This is a genomic window from Frigoribacterium salinisoli, from assembly GCF_054781095.1.
The window spans coordinates 1,205,677-1,227,206 of the sequence record NZ_BAAGVB010000001.1 but is presented as its reverse complement, the minus strand read 5'-3'; the positions used below and the strand labels follow the sequence as shown (position 1 = coordinate 1,227,206).

Annotated in this window: 18 protein-coding genes; 14 read left to right on the top strand and 4 right to left on the bottom strand. The window is 75.3% G+C overall.

What is annotated here, in order from left to right; translation table 11 throughout:
* Window positions 1–30: 30 nt before the first annotated feature.
* The gene (locus ACYVHQ_RS05760) at window positions 31–1,140 is read left to right on the top strand and encodes a D-alanine--D-alanine ligase family protein (RefSeq protein ID WP_460511184.1); all 1,110 of its coding nucleotides are present in this window, start codon (window positions 31–33) and stop codon (window positions 1,138–1,140) included.
* A gap of 15 nt (window positions 1,141–1,155) precedes the next feature.
* Here ACYVHQ_RS05760 and ACYVHQ_RS05755 read toward each other — a convergent pair whose 3' ends face one another.
* On the bottom strand, window positions 1,156–1,683 hold the full coding sequence (locus tag ACYVHQ_RS05755) for a DUF3515 family protein (protein WP_460511183.1): 528 nt from the start codon (window positions 1,681–1,683) through the stop codon (window positions 1,156–1,158).
* A gap of 24 nt (window positions 1,684–1,707) precedes the next feature.
* Between ACYVHQ_RS05755 and thiL the strand changes: the two genes are divergently transcribed.
* Window positions 1,708–2,760 (top strand): thiamine-phosphate kinase, encoded by a 1,053-nt coding sequence (gene thiL / locus ACYVHQ_RS05750; RefSeq protein ID WP_460511182.1) that lies wholly within the window; start codon window positions 1,708–1,710, stop codon window positions 2,758–2,760.
* Window positions 2,761–2,790: 30 nt separating this feature from the next.
* Here thiL and rsmD read toward each other — a convergent pair whose 3' ends face one another.
* Complete coding sequence (rsmD, locus tag ACYVHQ_RS05745) at window positions 2,791–3,372, bottom strand: 16S rRNA (guanine(966)-N(2))-methyltransferase RsmD (protein WP_460511181.1); 582 nt, start codon at window positions 3,370–3,372, stop codon at window positions 2,791–2,793.
* 118 nt (window positions 3,373–3,490) lie between these two features.
* Here rsmD and ACYVHQ_RS05740 point away from each other — a divergent pair, with 118 nt between their 5' ends.
* From ACYVHQ_RS05740 to smc, 11 genes are all read left to right on the top strand, one after another.
* Window positions 3,491–5,194, top strand: a complete 1,704-nt coding sequence (locus ACYVHQ_RS05740; protein ID WP_460511180.1) for an acyl-CoA dehydrogenase family protein — start codon at window positions 3,491–3,493, stop codon at window positions 5,192–5,194.
* Window positions 5,195–5,223: 29 nt separating this feature from the next.
* Entirely contained in the window at window positions 5,224–7,440 is a 2,217-nt protein-coding gene (locus ACYVHQ_RS05735; RefSeq protein ID WP_460511179.1) for an ATP-dependent DNA helicase RecG, read from the top strand.
* Window positions 7,441–7,512: 72 nt separating this feature from the next.
* Window positions 7,513–7,995, top strand: a complete 483-nt coding sequence (coaD, locus tag ACYVHQ_RS05730) for a pantetheine-phosphate adenylyltransferase (RefSeq protein WP_460511178.1) — start codon at window positions 7,513–7,515, stop codon at window positions 7,993–7,995.
* A 41-nt stretch (window positions 7,996–8,036) separates the two neighbouring features.
* Window positions 8,037–9,002 carry an AAA family ATPase gene (locus ACYVHQ_RS05725; protein ID WP_460511257.1) on the top strand — a complete coding sequence of 322 codons (966 nt, stop codon included), beginning with the start codon at window positions 8,037–8,039 and terminating at the stop codon, window positions 9,000–9,002.
* Window positions 9,003–9,034: 32 nt separating this feature from the next.
* Window positions 9,035–10,258 carry a DUF58 domain-containing protein gene (locus ACYVHQ_RS05720; protein WP_460511177.1) on the top strand — a complete coding sequence of 408 codons (1,224 nt, stop codon included), beginning with the start codon at window positions 9,035–9,037 and terminating at the stop codon, window positions 10,256–10,258.
* Complete coding sequence (locus tag ACYVHQ_RS05715) at window positions 10,251–12,500, top strand: transglutaminase family protein (protein WP_460511176.1); 2,250 nt, start codon at window positions 10,251–10,253, stop codon at window positions 12,498–12,500. Before ACYVHQ_RS05720 ends, ACYVHQ_RS05715 begins: the two co-directional genes overlap by 8 nt.
* Before the next feature lie 11 nt (window positions 12,501–12,511).
* On the top strand, window positions 12,512–13,126 hold the full coding sequence (locus tag ACYVHQ_RS05710) for a YceD family protein (RefSeq protein WP_460511175.1): 615 nt from the start codon (window positions 12,512–12,514) through the stop codon (window positions 13,124–13,126).
* A gap of 2 nt (window positions 13,127–13,128) precedes the next feature.
* Window positions 13,129–13,332: a 50S ribosomal protein L32 gene (gene rpmF, locus ACYVHQ_RS05705; protein WP_349938672.1), complete on the top strand. Its 204-nt coding sequence runs from the start codon at window positions 13,129–13,131 to the stop codon at window positions 13,330–13,332.
* A gap of 4 nt (window positions 13,333–13,336) precedes the next feature.
* Window positions 13,337–14,053 carry a ribonuclease III gene (rnc, locus tag ACYVHQ_RS05700; protein WP_460511173.1) on the top strand — a complete coding sequence of 239 codons (717 nt, stop codon included), beginning with the start codon at window positions 13,337–13,339 and terminating at the stop codon, window positions 14,051–14,053.
* A gap of 1 nt (window position 14,054) precedes the next feature.
* Window positions 14,055–15,041 (top strand): Fpg/Nei family DNA glycosylase, encoded by a 987-nt coding sequence (locus tag ACYVHQ_RS05695; RefSeq protein ID WP_460511171.1) that lies wholly within the window; start codon window positions 14,055–14,057, stop codon window positions 15,039–15,041.
* Window positions 15,042–15,139: 98 nt separating this feature from the next.
* Window positions 15,140–18,814 carry a chromosome segregation protein SMC gene (gene smc / locus ACYVHQ_RS05690; protein WP_460511169.1) on the top strand — a complete coding sequence of 1,225 codons (3,675 nt, stop codon included), beginning with the start codon at window positions 15,140–15,142 and terminating at the stop codon, window positions 18,812–18,814.
* Here the strand turns inward: smc and ACYVHQ_RS05685 are convergent.
* Complete coding sequence (locus tag ACYVHQ_RS05685; RefSeq protein ID WP_460511168.1) at window positions 18,811–19,398, bottom strand: histidine phosphatase family protein; 588 nt, start codon at window positions 19,396–19,398, stop codon at window positions 18,811–18,813. The genes smc and ACYVHQ_RS05685 overlap by 4 nt on opposite strands.
* 31 nt (window positions 19,399–19,429) lie before the next feature.
* Complete coding sequence (locus tag ACYVHQ_RS05680; RefSeq protein ID WP_460511167.1) at window positions 19,430–20,446, bottom strand: TerC family protein; 1,017 nt, start codon at window positions 20,444–20,446, stop codon at window positions 19,430–19,432.
* Between the two features lie 211 nt (window positions 20,447–20,657).
* Here ACYVHQ_RS05680 and ftsY point away from each other — a divergent pair, with 211 nt between their 5' ends.
* Window positions 20,658–21,527 carry a signal recognition particle-docking protein FtsY gene (gene ftsY / locus ACYVHQ_RS05675; protein ID WP_460511166.1) on the top strand — a complete coding sequence of 290 codons (870 nt, stop codon included), beginning with the start codon at window positions 20,658–20,660 and terminating at the stop codon, window positions 21,525–21,527.
* The last annotated feature ends 3 nt before the right edge of the window (window positions 21,528–21,530 follow it).

Here is a 21,530-nt window from a genome sequence, read left to right as displayed (position 1 = left end):
GGGCGCCACGTCCCCGCAGGAAGGCCACCGATGACCCACGCTCCCCAGACCGAGAAGCGCACCGTCGTCGTCCTCTTCGGCGGTCGCTCCAGCGAGCACGCGATCAGCTGCGCGACCGCCGGCGGCGTGCTCGCGGCCCTCGACCGCGACCAGTGGGACGTCGTGCCCGTCGGCATCACGCGCGAGGGCGCCTTCACGCTGCAGCCCGACGACCCGGCCCGCTTCGCGCTCGACGCCGAGCGCCTGCCCGAGGTCGTCGACGACGGCTCGCGCGTGCGCTGGCCCGAGTCGTCCGCCTCCCGCGAGCTGACGGTCACCGACCCCGACGGGGGCCTCCGCTCGCTCGGCGACGTCGACGTGGTCTTCCCGATCCTGCACGGCCCGTTCGGCGAGGACGGCACCGTGCAGGGGCTGCTCGAGCTCGTGGGGCTGCCCTACGTCGGCGCGGGCGTGCTCGCGTCGGCGGTCGGCATGGACAAGCACTTCACCAAGACCGTGCTGCAGCAGGCGGGCATCGCCGTCGCCCCGTGGCGCACGGTCCGCAGCCGCGACTGGACGGCCGACCCCGCGTCCGTCACGGCCGACGTGGCGCCGCTCGGCCTGCCCCTGTTCGTCAAGCCCGCACGCGCCGGCTCGAGCGTCGGGGTGTCGCGCGTCGACGACCTGGCCGACCTGCCGGCCGCCATGGCGACCGCCTTCGCCGAGGACCACCGCGTGCTCGTCGAGGCCGCCGTCGTCGGGCGCGAGCTGGAGTGCGCCGTGCTCGGCGGCCGCGACGGGGTCGCTCCGCGCACCTCCGTCGCGGGCGAGATCGTGCTCGGCGACGACGCCTTCTACGACTTCGAGTCGAAGTACCTGGGCGGCGACGGCGCCCGCCTGGTGTGCCCCGCGCCCCTCGACGACGCCGAGCTGGCCGAGATGCAGCGCCTCGCCGCCCTCGCCTTCGAGTCGATCGGCGGCACCGGCCTGTCGCGCGTCGACTTCTTCCTCACCGCTGACGGCTGGGTCGTCAACGAGGTGAACACCATGCCCGGCTTCACGCCGATCTCGATGTTCCCGGCCTGCTGGCTGGCGAGCGGCCTGACCTACCCCGAGCTCGTCGACGAGCTCATCGCGCTGGGCCTCGAGACCGACCGCTGAGGGTCCGGCGGCCCCTCAGCTGGTCGGCTCGGGCGCGCCGTCGCTGCCCTCGAGCGGCACGTCGCCGGCGTCGAGGCAGCGCTTGCCGTCCTGCGGCAGGTAGCCCGCGGCCGTCGAGAGGTCTTGGGCGACGGTGCCGCCGCTGACCTGCGTGAGGTCGACGACGACCTCGAGGCCGGGCACACGGCCGAAGGTGCGGAGGATCCCGGTGTCGGGGTCGTCGGGGTCGACCGAGCTGATCCAGTCGACGCCGGCGACCGGGTAGCAGGGGTCGTCGCTCGCGGCGGGCGGCTCGACGCCGCAGCGCAGCAGCACGCTCGTGGGGGAGCCCCAGGCGCCCGTCGCCTGGGCGTCGGTCTCGCGCCGCTCGTCGTCGCCGACGACCTCGGGCAGGTGCACCGTGACCTGGGCGCACGCGGGATCGTTCGCGCCCTCGGCGGGGGTCAGCGGCACCGCGGCCGAGCAGGCGGCGAGCACCGGGGCGACGACCGCGACGAGCGCGAGGGCGGCGAGGCCGCGGCGGCGGCGGACGGGGCTGGACATCGCGACCAGGCTACCGTCGTGAGCATGAGTCCCCGCCGCGAGCCCGACGCCGTCCCGACCGAGGCCGAGCTGCCCGTGGAGCCGGGCGGCGGCGACGACACCGTCGAGGCGGTGGGGGAGCTCGCGGCCCTCGCGCGCCTCCTGCCTCGCCTGCCCCGCGGTGACGACACGCTGCTCGGACCGGGTGACGACGCGGCGGTCGTGGCGGCGCCCGACGGCCGCTTCGTCGTGACGACCGACCTCATGGTGCACGGGCCCGACTTCCGGTCGGCGTGGAGCAGCCCCTCCGACCTCGGCTGGAAGGCCGCCGCCTCGAACCTCGCCGACGTGGCCGCCATGGGCGCCCGGCCGACGGCGCTCGTCGTGGCGCTCGCGGTCCCCGGAGCGACGCCCGTCGCCTGGCTCGAGGCCTTCGCCGACGGCCTGCGCGAGGGCGTCGCGGCGATGGTCCCCGGCGTCGGCGTCGTCGGCGGCGACCTCTCGGCCACCGCCACGACGACCGTCGCCGTCACGGCGTTCGGCGACCTCGAGGGCAGGAGGCCCGTCACCCGCGACGGCGCCCGTCCCGGCGACGTCGTGGCCGTCTCCGGCGCCCTCGGCCGCTCGGCGCGCGGGCTCGACCTGCTCTTCCGCCTGGCGGTCGACGCGGAGGGCCGCCCGGACGCCGCCACCGCGACCGAGCTGCGCCGTCGGGACGGGGACGTCGGCTGGCACCTGGCCCCGACGCCGCCCGTGGCCGACGGTCCCCTCGCCGCCGTCGCCGGGGCCACGAGCATGCTCGACCTGTCGGACGGGCTGGCGCTCGACGCCGGGCGCGTGGCTCGGGCCTCCGGCGTCGTGCTCGACCTCGACCCCGGCGCGCTGGGCGACGACGTGCGCGTGGCGTTGGCCGGGGGCGAGGACCACTCGCTGCTCGCGACGTTCCCGGTGGGGACGGCCCTGCCGGGCGGCTTCCGACCGATCGGGGTCGTGGTCGCGGCGGGCGAGGACGGCCCCGGGGTCACCGTGGCGGGGGCACGGTCGGGCGAGCCCGGCGGCTGGGACCCGTACCGGGCCTGGGGCGGCGCCGCGGGCTAGCGCCGCGCGTGCCCGGCGGGCGGCACCCCGTCAGGCCGTGGGCGCCTCGTCGGCGAGCGCCCACCACAGCGTCGTGTCGCCGTACGAGCGACGCACGTCGAGCGTGAGCCCGGCCGGCCAACGGGGTTCGCCGGCCCGGGAGGCCCGCTCGACGACGACGAGCGCGCCGGGCGCGAGCGACGGCACGAGGGCCTCGAGGTCGGCGGCGAGCTCGTCGGCGTCGAGCTCGTAGGGCGGGTCCGAGAAGACGAGGTCGACGGGGGAGCGGGTCCCGAGCAGGTACGAGCGCACCGCCTGCGTCACGACGTCGACGCGCGGAGCCGCGCCCTTCGGGGCCCGGCCCAGGAGGCCGGCCACGTTCGTGCGGAGCGCCTTCGCGGCGGGGGCGGCGCGCTCGACGAGCACGACGCTCGCCGCACCGCGCGACGCCGCCTCGAGGCCGAGCCCGCCGCTGCCGGCGTAGAGGTCGAGCACGCGGCGGCCCCGCAGCTCGTCGCGCGCGTCGAGCGACGAGAAGAGCGCCTCGCGCACGCGGTCGCTCGTGGGGCGGGTGCCCGTCCGGGGCACGGCGAGCGTGAGGGAGTCGGCGAAGCCGGAGATGATGCGGGACACCCCGCCATCGTGCCAGTTCGAGCATCCCGACAACGGCCCGCGTCCCGGACGGCCCCGCCGTGGTGGACGGTGCACAACCTGCTGGACCCGTCCCGGCCGCCCCGGCAGCATCCTGGGCATGGCCGTCGACCGCACCCCTCGCCCCTCGTTCACGAAGTCCCTCTTCACGGGTCGCGTCGCCTCCGAGCTGGCGTTCCCCTGGACCGGGTTCGCCCCCGAGGAGCGTGCCCGCCTCGACGGGGCCGTCGCCGACGTGCGCGCCGTGCTCGACGACTACGACCCGTGGCGGGCCGAGCGCGAGGGCTGGGTGGGCGACGACACGATCCGCCAGCTGGGCGAGCGCGGTCTCACGGGCCTCTTCGTCGCCGAGGAGTACGGCGGTCGCGGCCTCGGCCAGAGCGCCTACTGCCGCGTGATGGAGGAGTTCGGCCGCGTCGACGGCGCGCTCGCCGTGGTGATGGGCGTGCACCAGTCGATCGGCACGAAGCCGATCCACCTCTTCGGCACCGACGACCAGAGGGCGCGCTGGCTGCCCGACCTGGCGGCAGGTCGCAAGCTGGCCGCGTTCGTGCTCACCGAGCCGAACGTCGGCTCGGACGCCTACCAGCTCGAGACGTGGGCGGAGCGGCAGGCCGACGGCAGCTGGCTGCTCAACGGCGAGAAGCGCTGGATCGGCAACGGCGACAAGGACGTCCTCACGGTCTTCGCGCGCAGCGAGCTCGGGCACGTCGCGCTCGTGGTCGAGAAGGGCGCCGAGGGCCTGTCGACCGGTCCTCGCTTCGACACGTTGGGCCTCCGGGCGAACCACCTGCAGCGGGTGCGGTTCCGCGACGTGCGGGTGCCGGCCGAGAACCTGCTCGGCGAGCCCGGCGACGGGTTCCGCATCGCGATGCACACGCTCAACAACGGGCGCATGTCGATGGGCACGTCCATCTCGGGCGGCATGAAGCGGTTCCTCGAGCTGTCGCTGGAGCACACCGAGGAGCGCCGCCAGTTCGGCCGCCCCCTCGCCGACTTCGAGATGGTGGCCGAGAAGCTCGCGCTCATGACGCGCCAGATCTACGGCCTCGAGTCGATGTCGTACTTCACGACGGGCCTCGTCGACCGGGGCGACGCGGACTACTCGCTCGAGTCGGCGATGACGAAGGTGGTGGCGAGCGACGTCGGCTGGCGGGCGCTCAACGACGCGGTGCAGCTGCACGGCGGCACCGCGTACATGGCCGACCACCCGCTCGCGAAGGCACTGCGGGACTTCCGGATCTTCCCGATCTTCGAGGGCGCGAACGACGTCATGCGCGCGTTCGTCGCGCTCGGCGGCCTCAAGGCGCTGAGCGAGGAGCTGCCCGACGTGCGCAGCCTGAGCATCGGGGCGCCCGGCCGCGCGATCGGCGTGCTCGCGCCCTACGTGGCGGGGCGCGTCCAGCGCCGGTTCGCCCCGGAGCGCCCGGTGGGCGTGCACCCGGCGCTCGCGCGGCAGGCCTCGGCGGTGGGGGACCAGGTGGGGCGGCTGCGCGAGCGGGCCGAGGGATCGCTCAGGAGGCACGGCTCGGCCGTGCAGGAGGCCCAGCTCGTGCAGCGGCGGCTCGCCGACGCCGCGTCGGGCATCACGGCCCAGACGGCGGTCCTGGCCCGCGCCACGGCGGCGCTCGAGGCGGACGGGCCCGGGGCCGACGACGAGCGCCGGGTCGCGATCGGCTTCTGCGCGCAGAGCGCCCGGGAGGTGGGCCGCCAGCTGCGCGGCCTCGAGGTCGACGACGACGCGCACGTGGGGCGCCTGGCGGCCGCGACCCGCGCCTCCGGCGGCTACGCGTTCGCGCTCTGACCGTCGGGGGCGGCCGGTAGCGTGGTGGCGTGACCGGTTCCCCCCTCGACGCGACGCTGACGGGCGCCCTCGGCGGGCGCACGGCCCAGGCGCTGCAGCGCGGCTTCGGGTTCCGCACGGTGGGCGACCTGCTCACCCACTACCCGCGCCGCTACGCGCGGCGGGGAGAGCTGACCGCCCTCGACCAGCTGCCCCTCGGCGAGCCGGTCACGATCGTGGCCCAGGTGCTCGACGTCCGCGAGCGCACCATGCGCGCTCGCCGCGGCTCGATCCTCGAGGTGCGCATCGGCGACGGCCAGGGGATCCTCACGCTGACGTTCTTCAACCAGGGCTGGCGCGCGAAGGAGCTCCTGCCGGGCGTGCGCGGCATCTTCGCCGGCAAGGTGGGCGACTACCGGGGGCTCCGCCAGCTCGCGCACCCCGACTACGAGCTCTTCGACGCCGACCACGAGGCGGTCGCCGACGTGGGCGACGCGTCGGCGCAGGCCTACGCGAAGCAGCCGATCCCGATCTACCCGGCGACCGCCTCGATCGCGTCGTGGCAGGTGCAGAAGGCCGTCGGGGTCGTGCTCGACACGCTGCCGTCGCTCGACGACCCGGTCCCGCCGGCGGTCCGCACGGAGCTCGACCTCGTGCCGCTGCACCGTGCGTTCGAGCTCGTCCACCGTCCCGAGCGCGACGCCGACTGGAAGCGCGGCCGCGAGGCGCTGCGCTTCGAGGAGGCCTTCGTGCTGCAGTCCGCGCTGCTGCAGCAGCGCGCCCGCCTGCGCGCGACCCCGGCGACGCCGCGCGTGCCCGCCCCCGGGGGCCTCCTGGCGTCCTTCGACGCCGCGCTGCCCTTCGAGCGCACGGCCGACCAGCGGCTCGTCGGCGACGAGATCGACCGCGACCTCGCCGAGGCGGTGCCCATGAACCGCCTGGTGCAGGGCGAGGTCGGCTCGGGCAAGACGCTCGTCGCGCTGCGGGCGATGCTCGCGGTGGCCGAGAGCGGCGGGCAGTCGGCACTGCTCGCGCCCACCGAGGTGCTCGCGGCGCAGCACCTCCGCTCGATCGTGCGGACGCTGGGCCCCGAGCTCGCGGCCCAGCTGCGCCCCGTGCTGCTCACGGGGCAGCTCAGCGCCGCCGAGCGCAGGAGGGCCACGCTGGCCGTCGTGAGCGGCCAGGCCCGCCTCGTGGTCGGCACCCACGCGCTGCTCGGCGACGCGGTGCAGTTCTTCGACCTCGGGCTCGTCGTCGTCGACGAGCAGCACCGGTTCGGCGTGGAGCAGCGCGAGACCCTGCGCGGCAAGGGCGCCGTCCCGCCGCACGTGCTCGTGCTCACGGCGACGCCGATCCCGCGCACGGTCGCGATGACCGTCTTCGGCGACCTCGACGTCTCGACGATCGCCGAGCTGCCCGCCGGGCGGCAGCCCATCGAGTCGTTCGTCGTCGCGCTCGCCGACCACCCCACATGGGTGGGGCGCGTGTGGGAGCGCTCCGCCGAAGAGGTGGCGAAGGGGCGACAGGTGTTCGTCGTCTGCCCGGCCATCGACGACGCCACGGTCGACGACACCGGCGACGAGCCCGTCGACGAGGGGAACGCGGGCGACGGCGGCGCCGGGGACGGCAGCGACGAGGCCCCCGTGCGCCGGGCCCCCGCGAGCGTCACGGCCGTGGCCGCGGCGCTGCGCGCGCACCCGGCGCTCGCGGGACGCACCGTCGAGGTGCTGCACGGCCGCATGCCGGGCGACGAGAAGGACGACGTCATGCGCCGCGTCGCCGCCGGCGAGGTCGACCTCCTCGTCGCGACGACCGTCATCGAGGTCGGCGTCGACGTGCCCAACGCGTCGACCATGGTCGTGCTCGACGCCGACCGCTTCGGCGTCTCGCAGCTGCACCAGCTGCGCGGACGCGTCGGTCGGGGCGGGCACCCGGGGCTGTGCCTGCTCGTCACGCACGCCGAGGCCGGGACGACGGCACGGGAACGCGTCGACGCGGTGGCGGCCACCTCCGACGGGTTCGAGCTGGCGCAGGTCGACCTCGAGCTGCGCCGCGAGGGCGACGTGCTGGGCGACCGGCAGTCGGGCGGGCGCTCCCAGCTGCGCCTGCTCCGCGTCGCCACCGACGGCGACGTCATCGAGACCGCCCGCCAGCACGCGGCCGAGCTGCTCGACGACGACCCCGACCTGGGGCGGGCCCCGGCGCTCGCCGAGGCGATCGCGCGACGGCTCGACGACGACGCGCGCGACCACCTCGCGGCGAACTGACCCGCCGGGGCCGCGCCGCGCCTCCTGCGATCTCGCAGCCTGGGGGCCGCCCCCGGCGGCTAGGGTGACGGCATGAGCCGGATCGCCGTCGTCCCCGGGTCCTTCGACCCCGTGACCCTGGGCCACGTCGACGTCGTCGAGCGCGCCTCGCACGTCTTCGACGAGGTGCACGTCCTCGTCGTCCACAACCCCGACAAGACCGCCCTGCTGCCGCTCGTGCAGCGGGTCGCCCTGCTCGAGGAGTCCCTGCGCGACGCGGGCCTGCCGGCCACCGTCTCCGTGCACAGCTGGAGCGTCGGCCTGCTGGTCGACTACTGCACCGAGGTCGGCGCCACGGCGCTCGTGAAGGGCATCCGCTCGCAGGTCGACGTCGCCTACGAGACGCCCATGGCGATCATGAACCGCAGCCTCGCGGGCGTCGAGACGGTGTTCCTGCTGCCGGACCCGGCGCACGCGCACGTCTCGAGCTCGCTCGTGCGCCAGGTGGCCGGCCTCGGCGGCGACGTGTCGCCCTACGTCCCCGCGGCCGTCGCCCGCGCGCTGGCCCGCGCGTGACCACGACCGCACCCCGGCGGGCCGCCCCCGCCGACGACCCCATGTCGCTCGACGAGGTCCGCGAGGCCGCCCGTCGCATCAGCGAGGCCGTCGCCACCGTCATCGACGGCAAGGACGGCGCCATCAGCACGGCCCTCACCGTCCTGCTCGCCGAGGGGCACCTCCTGATCGAGGACGTCCCCGGCGTCGGCAAGACGCAGCTCGCGCGGGCGCTCGCGAAGTCGGTCGACGCGACCGTCACGCGCATCCAGTTCACCCCCGACCTGCTGCCCAGCGACATCACGGGCGTGTCGATCTACGACCGCGAGCACGGCGGGTTCCGGTTCACCCCCGGGCCGGTCTTCGCGAACGTCGTCATCGGGGACGAGATCAACCGGGCGTCGCCGAAGACGCAGTCGGCCCTGCTCGAGAGCCTCGAGGAGCGCCAGGTCACGGTCGACGGCACCACCCACCCGCTGCCGTCGCCCTTCATCGTCGTCGCGACGCAGAACCCCGTCGAGATGGAGGGCACCTACGCCCTGCCCGAGGCGCAGCGCGACCGCTTCATGGCGCGCCTGTCGCTGGGCTACCCCGACGCGGCCAGCGAGCTGCGCATGCTGCAGCAGCGCGAGACGCGCAGCCCCCTCGACGCGCTCGAGCCGCTCGTGTCGCTGCGCGACCTGGAGCGCATGATCGCGGCCGTGCGCTCCGTCTACACGGCCGACGTCGTGGAGCGCTACGCGGTCGACCTCGTGCACGCGACGCGCGTGCACCCCGAGGTCCGGCTCGGCGCCAGCCCGCGCGCGACCCTCCAGCTCATGCGCGCGTCGAAGGCCTGGGCCGCGCTCAACGGTCGCCGCTACGTGGTGCCCGACGACCTCGACGCGCTCGCGGGGCCCGTCCTCGGTCATCGGCTGCTGCTGTCCGGGCGCGTGGGAGCGGGGGCCGTCGCGGCCGCCTACGACGTCGTCGCCGAGATCGTGGAGGCGACCCCGGTGCCCCTCGGCGACGACGCCGACCGGGTCTGACCGTGCAGGTCGGGGGCGTCCCGAGGCCGACCGTGCGCGGCTGGTGCGTGCTCCTCGCGGGCGTCGCGGTGGGCGCCGCGGGCTGGCTCGCGGCGGCGCCCGTGCTCGTGCTCGCGGGGTGCACCCTCGTGCTCCTGCCCGCGGTCGTGCTCGTCGGGCTGCTCGTCCGGCGCGCCGACGTCGTGGTGCAGCGCCGCTTCACGCCCGGGACGGGCACCGCGGGGCGTCCCGTCACCGAGACGGTGCGGCTCGCGGCACCGCGTCGCGGGGTCGGCGCCGTCGCGTTCGCCGACGAGGTGCCCTGGCTGCGGGGCGGCACGGCCGTCGCCGGCGCCCGCCTGGGGCGCGGTGACGCCGTGTCGGCGGCCTTCCGCGTCGACGACGCACCGCGCGGTCGGCACCGCGTCGGGCCCCTGCGCCTCGACCTCGTCGAGGCGTACGGGCTGGCCCGGCGCCGTGTCGCCGTCGGTCCCGTGGCCGAGCTCGTCGTCGTGCCCGAGGTCCACGCCGTGCGCGGCTCCCGACCCTCCCGGGCCCTGGGCGAGGGCGCCCGGCGCCGCCGCGAGCACAGTCTCAGCGGCGGCGAGGACGACCCCGTGACGCGCGAGTACCGCCTCGGTGACCCCCTGCGCCGCGTGCACTGGAAGGCCACCGCCCGCCTGGGCGAGCTCATGGTGCGGCAGGAGGAGCAGCACGGCCTGCCGCTCGTCCGCGTCGTCCTGCCCACGTCGTCCGCCGGCTGGGCCGACGCCGCGCCCGTCGCGTGGCAGGCCGCCCCGGTGAGCGAGTCGTTCGAGTGGGCGGTGTCCACGGTGGCGACGCTCGCCGTCGACCTGGCCCGGGCCGGCTCCGCGACGCTCGTCGCCGGGCTGGACGGCCGCCTCCTGGCCCGGCACGACGGCGAGGACGCCGACGGGTTCCTCGAGCAGGCCGCCGACGTCGCGCTCGACGCCACGGTCGGCGGCGACGCCCCGTCGAGCGGCGGGCGCGAGCCGCTCGTGGTGCTCGTGTCGGGCGCGACCGTGGCCGAGCTCGAGGCCCTCGCGCGCCTCCGGCCGGTCGGCTCGCCCGCCACCGTCCTCGTCGTCGAGCCCGCCATGGCCTTCGCGCTGCACGGCCGTGCCGCGGCCCGAGCGCCCCTGCCGCCGGCGACGGTCGCCGCGCGCCTGCGCGAGCAGGGCTGGCGCGTGCACGTCGCCGGCCCCGCCGACGACCCCGCCGAGGCGCTGCAGCTGGCGGGAGCGCTCGATGGCTGAGCGCCACGCGCACGACGTCCGCCGGGCCCGGGGCGGAGCCGGGGGCTGGGCCGCGACCCTGCTCACCTGGGTCGCGCTCGCGCTCGCCCTCGCCTCGCTGCACGTGCTGTTCGTCGGCACCACCTGGTGGCTCGCCGGGGCCGGCACGGCCGCCGCGGTGCTCGTCGCCGCGCTCGTCGCGCGCGCCGTCGGCCTGGGCGCCTGGCTGGGCTGGGCGGCCGGGGTGCTCGTCGGCGTGCTCGTCACCACCGTCGTCGTGAGCGGCGGCACGGCCGTCGCCGGCGTCGTGCCGACCGGCGCGACCCTCGAGCGCGTGCGCGCCCTCGCCGCGTCGGCCGAGACGACCGTCGTCGAGGGCACCGCGCCCGTCGAGGTCACGCCCGCCGTGCTCGCCGTCGTCGTCGCGGCGGTGGCCCTCGTGGCCGCGCTCGTCGACCTGGTCGGGTCCGTGGCCCGGCTGCCGCTGCCCGCCGTCCTCGTGCCCGTGGGCGTCCTCGCGGTGCCCGCCTTCGTGCCGGGGGTGAGCACCAGCTGGCCGTGGGCCGTGGCGACGCTCCTGGCCGTCCTGCTGCTGCTCGCGGTCGCCGGTGGGGGGCGCCTGGGCGGCGGCGGCCTGCTGGGCGCCGTGGCGGCGGTGGGGCTCGCGGGGCTCGCCACGAGCCTCCTGCCGATCGGTGCCATCGCGCCCGTTCCGGGGGTCGGCTCCGGCACCGGCCTCGCGACGGGCGTCAACCCGATCGTCGACCTCGGCGACGACCTGCGGCGCGGGGCACCCGTGACCGTGCTCGGCTACCGGACCGACGACGGCGACGGCACCTACCTCAAGCTCGTCGACCTGGTCGACTTCTCGGGCGACCGGTGGAGCCCCGCCGACGTCGAGCTCGACCCGGCGAACCAGCTCGACGACCTGCCCGCGGCACCCGGCATCGCCGCCGGCACCACGCGCCGCGACCGCGTCACCGAGGTCGACGTCTCGGCGCTGCGCAGCCCCTACCTGCCCCTGCCGGTGCCGCCGACGGAGGTCGAGGGGCTCGACGACGACTGGACCTGGGTCGACGAGTCGGGCGTCACGGTGCGCAGCGACGTCGCGGGCACGGCCGGCCTGTCGTACCGTGTGCGGAGCGCACCCGTCGACCCGAGCCCCGACCAGGTGGTCGCCAGCCTCGGCGTCGACCGCGACGACATGCGCGAGTACCTGGCCGCCGACGGCGTGCCCGCGAGCGTCACGGCGCTCGCCGCCGAGGTGACGGCCGACGCGGCCAACCCCTTCGACGCGGCCGTGGCCCTGCAGGACTTCTTCCGCGACGGCGACTTCCGCTACTCGGAGGAGACGCCCGTCGAGCAGGGCTACGACGGCAGCGGCCTCGACGTGCTCGAGACGTTCCTCCAGGTGCGCAGCGGCTACTGCGTCCACTTCGCCTCGGCCATGGCCGTCATGGCGCGCACGCTCGACATCCCCTCGCGGGTCGCGGTGGGGTTCCTGCCCGGGGCCTCGACCGGCGTCGGCGACTCGCGGGGCTGGACCGTCTCGAGCGACGACCTGCACACCTGGCCCGAGCTCTGGTTCGACGGCCTCGGCTGGGTGCCCTTCGAGCCCACCGTCGGCCTGGGCGCCCCGCAGGAGTACCTCCAGGAGACCGGCGTCGAGCCCTCCGACGCGCCGAGCGCGGCCCCCGACGAGGCGGCGGACGAGCCGAGCGCAGAGGCGTCCTCGGCCGCCCCCGACGACGCCGGGCCCACCGACGACGCCTCCGACCCCGCCACGGCCGCCGGGGGCGGCGGCACGGCGGACGCGGTCCCGGCGGTCGTGCTGTCGCTCCTGGTCCTGCTCGCGGCCCTGCTCGTCGGGCCCGGCCTGGTGCGCGGGGCGCGGCGTCGGCGCCGGGCCGCGACGGGGCCGCCGCACGCCGCCCTCGCCGCCTGGCACGAGGTGGTCGACACGGCCCGCGACCTCGGCATCGCGGTCGACCCGGGCGCGACGCCCGCGGTGGTCGCGGCCGACCTGGGCGCCCAGCTGCGCGGGGACGGCCAGGAGGCCCGGTTCGCCCTGGCCGCGCTGCTCGCGGCCCTCGAGGGCGAGCGCTTCGGCGCGGCCGCCGCGGGCGAGGGCGTGCACGCCGACGCGCGGGTCGTCGCCGCGGGGCTGCGCGCCGCCGCCGGACCGGGGCAGCGGGCCTCGGCGCTGGTGCTGCCCCGTTCGCTCCTGGCGAGCCGGGGTGCCCCACGGCGGGCTGGCGCGTAGACTCTCCCCTCGTGCCTCACATCAGCAAGACCCCGTACACCGTCACGGTCCACGACCTCGTGCACCGTGCCGGCGAGATGCGCGAGCACCAGCTCCGGGTCACGGTGCCGTCGAAGCTGGGCGAGGGCCTCCTCTCCGTGCCCGAGGGCGCCGAGCTCGACATCGACCTCCGGCTCGAGGGGCTGCACGACGGCATCCTCGCCTCGGCGCACGTCGAGGCGACGGCCGTCGGCGAGTGCTCGCGGTGCCTGCGGCCGATCGAGCAGGCCGTCGAGGTCGACCTCGCCGAACTTTTCGCGTACTCTGCTGACGAAGCCTTCGACTACCAGGTTCAAGACGATCACGTGGATCTTGAACCGGTGGTCAGAGATGCAGTGGTCCTGTCACTGCCCTTCCAGCCGGTGTGTCGACCAGACTGCCCCGGACTCGACCCCGAGACGGGGGAGCGTCTGGAGGACGTCCCCGACCGCCAGCCCCGTGTGCAGATCGACCCCCGCTGGTCGGCCCTCGCAGGGTTCCAGGCCGGGACGGACTCAGCGGCCTCCACCGCATCACCTGACACCGACGTGCCCGCCGGTGACGACGACCCAGGTGCCCCTGAGGGCGCCGAGACAGAGAAGAGATAGCCATGGCCGTTCCCAAGAGGAAGCAGTCACGCGCGAACACGCACGCCCGCCGCTCGCAGTGGAAGGCCACTCCCGTGCAGCTGGTGAAGACCGTCGAGAACGGCAAGGTCACCTACAGCCTCCCGCACCGCGCGAAGGTCGTCGAGGACAGCGCCGGCACCCCCCTGTACATGGAGTACAAGGGCCGCAAGGTCGCCGACGTCTGACACCATGAGCACTCCTGATCAGCCCGTGCCCGAGCGACGCTCCGGCCGGGCTGATCTCGTCTCCCGGCTCGGCGTCTCGCTCGACGACGACATCCTCGACCTCGCGCTCACCCACCGCTCGTACGCCTACGAGCACGGGGGCACCCCCGACAACGAGCGCCTCGAGTTCCTCGGGGACTCCGTGCTCGGGCAGGCCGTCACGGTCGAGCTGTTCCGCAGCCACCCCGACCTCGACGAGGGCGAGCTGGCCAAGCGGCGCGCGAGCCTCGTGAGCACGGTCGCCCTCGCCGAGGTCGCGCGCCTCATCGGCCTCGGCGGGCACCTGCGGCTCGGTCGGGGCGAGGAGCTCACGGGCGGCCGCGACAAGCCGTCGATCCTCGCCGACACGGTCGAGGCGATCATCGGGGCGACCTACCTCTCCGTCGGTCCCGACCAGGCGACGGCGCTCGTGCTGCGCCTCGTCGCCCCGCTGCTCGGCGACCCCGAGCGCTTCGGGGCGGCGATGGACCCGAAGACGAGCCTGCAAGAACTGGCGGCGCGCCTGGGGCTCGGTGCGCCCGCGTACCGGGTCACCGACACGGGGCCCGACCACGACAAGCGGTTCCACGCCGTCGTGGTCCTCTCCGACGACGAGGTCGCCGGAGGCACGGGCACCAGCAAGAAGCACGCCGAGATGGCCGCCGCGCTCGAGGCGTGGACCGTGCTCTCGGCGCGCCGCTGACGTGCCGGAGCTGCCCGAGGTCGAGGTCGTCCGCGCCGGCCTCCGCCCCGCCGTCGCGGGCGCGACGGTCACGGCCGTCGACGTGCTCGACGAGCGCTCGCTCAAGCGGCACGACGGCCCCGCCGCCGACTTCGTCGACCGGCTCGTGGGCGGCACCTTCGACGCGGCCGTCCGTCGGGGCAAGTTCCTCTGGCTGCCGTTCGAGCCGGCCGCGCCGCACGATCACCCGGTCGCGCTGGTCGCGCACCTCGGCATGAGCGGCCAGGTGCTGCTGCGCGGTCGCGACGCCCCCGACGACCGCCTCCTGCGCATCCGCCTCGACGTCGAGAGCCCCGCCCTCGGCCCCGTCCGGCTGGCCTTCGTCGACCAGCGCATCTTCGGCTCGATGGCCCTCGACGCGACGCAGCCGACGCCCGACGGCCGGCCTGCGGGCCACGCGGGCCGGGGCCTGCTCGGCGCGCCGGGCACCGACGGCGACCCCACGGGCACCGACGCCGACGCCGCGGACTGGGTGCGTCGCCTCCCCACCCAGGTCGCGCACATCGCCCGCGACCCGCTCGACCCCGCCTTCGACGACGGTCGGTTCGTGCAGCGCCTGCTCGCGCGGCGCACCGGCGTCAAGCGCGCGCTGCTCGACCAGGGCCTCCTGAGCGGGGTCGGCAACATCTACGCCGACGAGTCGCTGTGGGCGGCGCGCGTGCACCCCGAGCAGCCCACCGAGGCGCTCTCGGCGCGGCGGGCGCGCCTGCTGCTGGCAGAGGTGCGCGCCGTGCTGCTGCGGGCGCTCGGCGAGGGCGGGACGAGCTTCGACGCGCAGTACGTCAACGTGAACGGCCAGGCCGGGTACTTCGCGCACAGCCTCGCCGCCTACGGGCAGCAGGGGCGGCCCTGCCCGCGCTGCGGCACCCCGATCGAACGCGGTGCCTTCATGAACCGCTCGAGCCACTGGTGCCCGCGGTGCCAGCGCGTGGGCGGCACCGCGCGGTGACCTGGTCGGCGGGCGGCGCGCCGATACCCTGACCAGGGGCGGCCCGGCGCGCCCCCGCACCCGTCCGCACCCATCCGACCCGGCAGGAGGCTCGGCGCATGTACCTGAAGAGCCTCACGCTCAAGGGCTTCAAGTCGTTCGCCTCGCCCACCACCTTCGCCTTCGAGCCGGGCGTGACCTGCGTCGTCGGCCCCAACGGATCGGGCAAGAGCAACGTCGTCGACGCGCTCGCCTGGGTGATGGGGGAGCAGGGGGCGAAGAACCTCCGCGGCGGTTCCATGGCCGACGTCATCTTCGCCGGCACCTCCACGCGGGGGCCGCTCGGGCGTGCGCAGGTCGTGCTCACGATCGACAACGCCGACGGGGCGCTGCCCATCGAGTACGCCGAGGTGACGATCAGCCGCACGCTGTTCCGCAACGGGGGCAGCGAGTACGCGATCAACGGCGAGGGCTGTCGCCTGCTCGACGTGCAGGAGCTGCTGAGCGACTCCGGCCTCGGCCGCGAGATGCACGTCATCGTCGGGCAGGGTCAGCTGGACGCCGTGCTGCGCGCGACGCCCGAGGACCGCCGCGGGTTCGTGGAGGAGGCGGCGGGGATCCTCAAGCACCGCCGGCGCAAGGAGCGCACGCTCCGCAAGCTCGACGCCATGCAGGCGAACCTCACCCGCCTTAGCGACCTCGCCGGCGAGGTGCGCCGGCAGCTCAAGCCGCTCGGGCGCCAGGCCGCGATCGCCCGCGAGGCGCAGACCATCGCCGCCGTCGTGCGCGACGCCAAGGCGCGCCTGCTCGCCGACGACGTCGTGCAGCTGCGCGCGTCGATCGCCGAGCGGTCGCAGGACGAGGCCGGCCGCCAGGCCGAGCGCGCCGCCCTCCAGGAGCAGCTCGACCGGGCGAAGCTGCGCGAGCGACGGCTCGAGCAGGAGATGGTCGGCGACGCCGTCGACGACGCCCGTCGCGTCGCGTTCGGCCTCGAGCAGGCGCAGGACCGTCTGCGCGGCCTCTCGAGCCTGGCCCAGCAGCGGTTGCAGCTGCTCGCCCAGCAGGCCGAGGCACCCGTCGCGGCTCCCAGCGTGACGAGCGGCATGGTCGCCGACGCCCGCGACGAGGCGGCGAGGCTGCAGGAGGGCGTGCGGGCCGCCGAGGAGGCCGTCGGTCGTGCGGGTGGCGACCTGGCCACGGCCCGCGCCACGCTCGACGCGCTCGACGAGGAGATCGCGGCGCAGAGCGCCCTCGTCGCCCGGCACGACCTCGAGGTGCAGCGGCAGCAGGGCGCGCTCGACGTGGCCCGTTCGCGCCTCGCGGCCGCGCGGTCCGACCTCCTGCGTCAGGAGGGTGCCCTCGAGGCGGCCGTGGCCCGCCGCGACACGGCTCGGACCGAGCACGCCGCCGTGGCGGCCGAGGCCCCGGAGGGCGGGGGCGACGGCACCGACCACACCGCGCTCCAGGCCCGGGCCGAGGAGGCGGTGCTGGCGGCGCAGGGACGCGTCGACGACCTCCGGGACCGCACCCACGCCGCCGAGCGCGAGCGCGACGCCCTCGCCGCGCGCCGGAGCGCGCTCTCGCTCGCCCTCGACCAGCGCGACGGGGGAGCGGCCCTCGTCGCGGCGGGCCGTCCCGGCGTGCGCGGTCCCCTCGCCGAGCACGTCCAGGTGGCCCCCGGAGCCGAGGCCGCCGTCGCGGCCGCGCTGGGCTCCGTCGTCGAGGGCGTCCTGGCCGACGACCCCGACGCGGCGGTGGCGGCCGTCGAGCACGCGGCGCAGGCCGACCTGGGCCGCGTCGAGGTCGTCGTCGCGGAGCCCGCGCGCGCCTCCGTGCCGCTCGACGTCGAGCTGCCCGACGGCGTCGTCGCCGCGACCTCGATCGTGCAGGGCCCGCCCGGTGTCCTCGCGCTGCTCGCCGGCACCGTCGTGGTCGACGACCTCGCGGCCGCCCGCGCCGCCCGCGCGGCCCTGGCCGACCAGCCCCGGCCGGTCACGGTCGTCACCCGCACGGGCGAGGTGCTCGCCGACGCCGTGGTGCGCGGTGGCTCCGGGGCCGAGCGCAACCGCCTGGAGCTCGTGGCCCAGCGCGACGCCGCGGCCGAACGCCTCACGACCGTGGGGGCGGACCTCGAACGCCTGACGGACGAGCTGCGTGCTGCGCGGGAGGCGCTGGCCGCGTGCCGCGCCGAGGCGGGGCAGGTGCGGGCGACGGCGCGCGACCACGAGGCCAGGGCGACCCGGCACGACCAGCAGCTGGCGCGCCTCCGGACCCGCGTCGAGGCCGCCGAGGCCGAGGCCGAGCGCCTCGCCGCGTCCCTGGGCCCGGCGGAGGACGCCGTCGCGACGGCGGAGCGCGCCGTGGAGGCCGCACGGGCCGAGCACGACGAGGCGGCCTCCCGCCCGCGGCCCGTCCTCGACGCGTCGGCCCGCGACGAGCTGCTCGCCGAGGTCGAGGGGGCCCGGACGGCCGAGGTCGAGTCCCGCATCCAGCTCGAGACCGTGCGCGAGCGCGTCCGCGCCGAGGCCGCGCGCGCGGCGTCGCTGCAGCGGCAGCTCGAGGCGGAGCGGGCCGCCGCCGACGAGCAGGCCCGCCAGGCCGTCCTGCGCCGGCGGCAGATGGCGGGGACCACCTCGGTGCTCGACGCCCTGCCGCCCGTGCTCGACTCGGTGGAGCGCTCGCTCGTCGAGGCCCGGGGCCGGCTCGCGCGGGCCGAGGCCGCGCGCAAGGAGCAGAACGACGAGCTCGCGGCCCTGCGCCGCGACGAGCGCGGCCTGCGCGAACGGCTGCAGGGCGTCACCGAGCGCGTGCACGGGCTCGAGATGGAGCTCTACGAGCAGCGGCTGCACCTGTCCGGCCTGCTCGAGCGGGCGGCGTCCGAGCTGGGCCTCGTCGAGGAGGTCCTCGTCGCCGAGCACGGCCCCGGGGTGCCGGTGCCCGACGACGCGGCCCTCGGCACGGTCGCGGGCGGTGGCGCCGCGGACGGCTCCGACGAGCCCGACGACTCGGACGACCGGGCCGTGCCCACCAGGCCCTACGACCGCGCCGAGCAGCAGGCCCGCCTGGCCCGCGCCGAGAAGGCGCTCGCCCAGCTCGGCCGCGTCAACCCGCTCGCGCTCGAGGAGTTCTCGGCGCTCGAGCAGCGCCACGCGTTCCTCACCGAGCAGCTCACCGACCTCACGCAGACCAGGAAGGACCTCCTCGCGATCATCGAGGAGATCGACGAGAAGATGCAGACGATCTTCGCGAGCGCCTTCGACGACACGAAGGCCGCCTTCGACCGCGTGTTCCCGGTCCTCTTCCCGGGCGGCAGCGGCAGCATCCACCTCACCGACCCCGACGACCTCCTCGGCACGGGCATCGAGGTCACCGTCAAGCCCGCCGGCAAGAAGATCGAGCGCCTGTCTCTGCTGTCGGGCGGGGAGCGATCGCTCGCCGCGGTGGCGCTGCTCATCGCCATCTTCAAGGCCCGGCCGAGCCCGTTCTACATCATGGACGAGGTCGAGGCGGCCCTCGACGACGCGAACCTGGGGCGCCTCCTGACGGTCTTCGAGGACCTGCGGGAGACCAGTCAGCTCATCGTCGTGACCCACCAGAAGCGCACGATGGAGATCGCGGACGCGCTCTACGGCGTCTCGATGCGCCAGGACGGCGTGAGCGCCGTCGTCGGTCAGCGCGTCGTCTCCGACGAGGAGCGCGCGGAGCGCCGACGTCGGCAGGTCGCCGGGACGGCGACGGGCGCGCCCGACGACCAGGAGGCCGTGGTCGCGCCCGACGAGGAGCGTTCCGCCTAGACCGCGGTCTGCTCCACCTGCTGGCCGTTCACGGTGAGCACGGACCACTGCTCGCCGTCCCACTCGACGGTGTTGGCCGCGGCGTTCTCGATGTGGCCGACCTCGTAGCCCAGCAGCTCGGAGAGCGTGAAGCGGATGATCGTGCCGTGGCAGACGACGACCACGCGTCCGTCGGGGCCGTCCTGGGGCAGGCGCGTGTCGCGGATCATCTCGAGGGCGCCCGTGCCGCGGGCCGCCACGACGGCGCGGTCCTCGATGTCGGGGAACTCGTCCGTCGGGTGGTCGGGGATCTTCGACCGCGGCACCGTGCCCTCGCGCGACGCGTAGTCGCGCTCGATGAGCTCGTCGTACGCCTCGCCCAGCTCGATGCCCAGGTCGGCCGCGATGATCTGCGCCGTCTCGCGGGCCCGGCCGAGGGGGCTCGACACGATCGCGTCCCAGGCGACGCCCTCGCCGGCGAGCAGGGCCGCCGCCGTGTGCGCCTGCTCGCGCCCGTGGTCGTTGAGGGGGATGTCGCTCGACCCCTGCAGCTTGTCCTGGCTGTTCCAGTCGGTCTGGCCGTGGCGGATCAGTTCGAGTCGCATCGTGGCGCGGCTCCCTTCGGTGGGGGTGGGGTCAGTGGCCGTCGCGGCCGGGCTCGTCGCCGGCCGTGAGGGGTTCGCTCCGGGCCTCGCGCCTCGTCGTGCGCAGGCTCAGCACGGTCGCGACGGTGATGGTGAGGAGGATGAAGCCGAGCGAGAACCAGATGGGGATCTCGGGGATCCACTCGACCGGCTCCCCGCCGTTGATGAACGGCACCTCGTTGACGTGCAGGGCATGGAAGAGCAGCTTGACGCCGATGAAGGCGAGGATCACCGCGAGGCCCTGGGCCAGGTAGACGAGGCGCTCGAGCAGGCCCGAGATGAGGAAGTACAGCTGGCGCAGGCCGAGCAGCGAGAACGCGTTGGCGGTGAAGACGATGTAGGCCTCCTGCGTGAGCCCGAAGATCGCGGGGATCGAGTCGAGCGCGAAGAGCACGTCGGTGAGGCCGATGGCGAGCATGACCAGGAACAGCGGCGTGAAGAGGCGCCTGCCGTCGACCTTCGTCGTGAGGCGGTCCTCGTCGTAGTCCTGCGAGGTCGGGACGACGCGGCGCAGGATCCGGATGAGCCGGCTGTCGCCCTCGTCGGCGTCGTCGTGTCCGCCGCGCACCTGGCTGAAGGCGAGCCAGAACAGCAGCAGGCCGAAGAGGTAGAAGACCCACGAGAAGTTGTCGATGATCGCGACGCCGAGCGCGATGAACAGGCCGCGCGACAGGAGGGCGATCGCGATGCCGACGAGCAGCACCTTCTGCTGGTAGATCCGCGGCACGGCGAAGCTGGTCATGATGATGAGGAACACGAAGAGGTTGTCGACCGACAGGGCCTTCTCGGTGATCCAGCCGGCGAAGTACTCGCCGCCGTAGGTCCAGTTCGAGAAGACGCCGACGCCGACGCCGAACAGGATCGCGATGCCGATGTAGACGACGGACCAGAAGGCCGACTCGCGGATCGTGGGCTCGTGCGGGGTGCGCACGTGGCTGTAGAAGTCGAACACGAGGAGGGCGAGGATGCCCGCGATCGTGATCGCCCAGGTGAGGAAGTGGACGTCCATGGGTGGTGTACCTCTCAGTACGCATGCGTGAGTACCGAAGGTCTCTTCCGCCGGGCCCGGGCAGGAGGCCGGGCGGGGCCGGGGCACCGGGTCGAGATCGGTCTCTTCCGTACTGACGACGCCACCGCGAGAGGAATACTCCCCTTCAACCGGGTCAGTCTACGACCGCCGGTGCAGACCGTGCACGTCGCGTCCCGAATAAGCTGGCCCCATGGCTTCTCCCTGGTCCCTCTCCGGCGCCCTGCGCGGCATGTTCGTCAAGCGCACCATCGACGAGACCACGTGGGACGACCTCGAGACGGCGCTCATCGGCGCCGACTTCGGTCCCGACATCACCGAAGAGGTGATCGGCGACCTGCAGTCCAGGGTCGAGCGCTACCAGACCACCGATCCCGCCGACCTGCAGCGCATGCTGCGCGAGGTCCTCGAGGAGCGCCTGTCGCGCCTCGACCCGACGCTCACGCTGAGCGCGCGCCCCGCGGTCGTGCTGGTCGTCGGCGTCAACGGCGTCGGCAAGACCACGACCATCGGCAAGTTCGCCAAGTTCCTGCGCAACTACGACCGCAGCGTGCTCGTCGGGGCCGCCGACACGTTCCGTGCCGCCGCCGTCGAGCAGGTCGCCACCTGGGCGCAGCGCGCCGGCGCCGACGTCGTGCGCCCTCAGCAGCACGGGCAGGACCCTGCCTCGGTGGCGTTCCAGACGGTCGAGCGGGCCACGCGCGAGGGCTACGAGATCGTCCTCATCGACACCGCCGGGCGGCTGCAGACCAAGGCCGGGCTCATGGACGAGCTGGGCAAGATCAAGCGCGTCGTCGAGAAGCAGACCGAGATCGCCGAGGTGCTGCTCGTGCTCGACGCGACGACCGGCCAGAACGGCCTCGCGCAGGCGCAGGCGTTCATCGAGCACGCGGGCGTCACGGGCCTCGTGCTCACCAAGCTCGACGGCTCCGCCCGCGGCGGCTTCGTCCTCGCCGTGCAGGAGCAGACCGGGATCCCCATCAAGCTCGTCGGCCAGGGCGAGGGCATCGGAGACCTCACGGGCTTCACGCCGCACGTCTTCGTGCAGAACCTCATCGGCTGACGG